At 77.5% G+C, this 1,856-nt stretch carries 2 protein-coding genes and 1 pseudogene; 1 reads left to right on the top strand and 2 read right to left on the bottom strand.

What is annotated here, in order from left to right; translation table 11 throughout:
• On the top strand, window positions 1–398 hold a 398-nt coding region (locus F9B16_RS50255), incomplete at its 5' end, for a MarR family winged helix-turn-helix transcriptional regulator (protein WP_151547323.1).
• 95 nt (window positions 399–493) lie between these two features.
• Here F9B16_RS50255 and F9B16_RS50250 read toward each other — a convergent pair.
• Both F9B16_RS50250 and F9B16_RS52150 read right to left on the bottom strand, forming a co-directional pair.
• Entirely contained in the window at window positions 494–781 is a 288-nt protein-coding gene (locus F9B16_RS50250; RefSeq protein WP_225992694.1) for an SHOCT domain-containing protein, read from the bottom strand.
• Between the two features lie 122 nt (window positions 782–903).
• A pseudogene (locus F9B16_RS52150) lies at window positions 904–1,856 on the bottom strand (hypothetical protein); the annotation flags it as partial.

The raw sequence follows: 1,856 nt of genomic DNA, 5'->3' as shown, positions 1-1,856 counted from the left end.
CGGGCGCCGGGCCGGGCGCGCCCTGCGCCGACGCGCCCGGCGACGCGGAGGTGAGCTGCGAGATCACCGTCGGCGCCGTCGCGGACCGGCTGGAGATCGACCCGTCCACCGCGAGCCGGCTCGTCGGGCACGCGATCGACGCGGGCCTGGTGTCCCGGCGCCCCTCCCCCGTCGACGCGCGCCGCGCCAACCTCGGGCTGACCGACGCCGGCCGCCGCGTCAAGCAGGTCGCCGACCGGTACCGCCGCGCCTACTACCACGGGCTGATGAACGACTGGACGGACGCCGAGCGCGCCGAGTTCGCCCGGCTGCTCACCCGCTTCGCCGACGCCGCCGCCCGCGACCCGATGGACCCGGACGGCATCGACAAGATCTTCGAAGAGGCCGGCCTGGAGTAGCCCGGCGCTCCGCCGGCTCGGCTCGCGGCGAGTCGCCGTCCTGGCGGGCCGGACGGCGGCGGCTCGCCGCGAGCGACCGCGCGTTCACGGCGGGGTCAGCCGCCGTTGCGGAGCGTGGACTGGCGCATCAGGTACTCGTCCTCGTCGATCTCGCCGCGGGCGAACCGCTCGGCGAGCAGCGCCTGCGCCTTCGCCATCGGGTCGGACGCGGCCGCGGCGGCCGCGCCGGCCGCCGACATCCGGCGCCGGACCAGGTAGAAGCCGGTGCCGAGCACGGCGAGCCAGAACAGCCCGAACATGATCGGGAAGATGGGCCAGTAGCCGGGGGCGCCGCCGTCGTGCCACGGGCCGGGGTGCGTCGCGAGCGTCGTCAACATGGTCATCGACCTTCCTGTGAGCGGATGGTTCGATGCTGCGCGACGGGTTCGGGGATGCGAATCGGACGGCGGGAGGCTCCTGCGCTACGCCCGCCGGAGTACGGCCCCGGCCCTGGCCGGGGCGCTGGTCACCACCAGGGCGGGCGGTAGTCGTCGTCCTCGTTGGAGGAGTAGGGGCGGCGCGCCTGGTGGCCGCGGGCGTCGTCGTCCGCCGGGCCGCCGGGCGACCCGGGCGGCGCGGGCGGGGACGGCGGGACGGGCGGGGGCGCCGGGAAGCCGCCGGCGTCGTCCACCGGAGGTACGGCGTCCACGGGAGGTACGGCGGAGGACGGCGGCGCCGCGGGCGGCAGCGGATCGGGCGGAGTGAGATCCTGCGGGGCGGGGTCCTGCGGGGCGGCGGGGAACTCGGGTTCGGGCAGGCCGGATCCTTCGAGGGCGCTGCGCCGGAACCGCTCCCATTCCTCGTCATCGAGACCGGGCGCGTCGTCGTCGGGTGCGGCGGCGCCCGACCCGTTCGCCGCCAAGCCGCCCGCACCGTTCATCGCGTCCCGGCCGTTGGTGAAGTCATGCCCGTTGCGCGGGTCGTGCCCGTTGTGGCCGTTGGCGGCGTGGCGTCCGGCGCCGTGGTCATGGCCGTTCGCGGGACGGTCCTCGCGCAGATGCCGCCCGCTCGGGGAGAACCCCTCGACCGGGCCTGGGAGCGCCCCGTTCGGCCCGCCGACGGGGAACTCGCCGACCGGGAACTCGCCCGGCACGAACGGGCGCAGCTCGCTCGCCATGACGGGAGGCTGCCGCGACCCGGGCGGGATGCCGCCCTCCGGCGGCGCGCCGGTCTCCCAGGGCGACTCGTCCCACTGGTCCGGGGGAAGCGCGTGCTCCGGGACGTACGGCTCGGCCTCGGCCACCGGTTCCGGGACGGGCCGCCCCGCAACGGTCTCCGGGTCACCGCCGGGCGGCGGCAGGCCGGGACCCGCGTAGGGATGCGAGCTCTGGAACGGCGCGGTGTGGACGGGCGCGATCGGCGGCACCGCGGCCGCCGGCCCGCCCGGCGGGACGGCGCCCGGCGACGGCCTCGCAGCGG

This window comes from Actinomadura montaniterrae (assembly GCF_008923365.1).
Taxonomy (GTDB): domain Bacteria; phylum Actinomycetota; class Actinomycetes; order Streptosporangiales; family Streptosporangiaceae; genus Spirillospora; species Spirillospora montaniterrae.
The sequence above is the reverse complement of the archived record's forward strand: the minus strand, read 5'-3'. Positions and strand labels throughout refer to the sequence as shown.

Bases quoted from the DNA above. Each gene is read 5' to 3' on its own strand.
- F9B16_RS50250 (WP_225992694.1), bottom strand. From the start codon at position 781: ATGACCATGTTGACGACGCTCGCGACGCACCCCGGCCCGTGGCACGAC.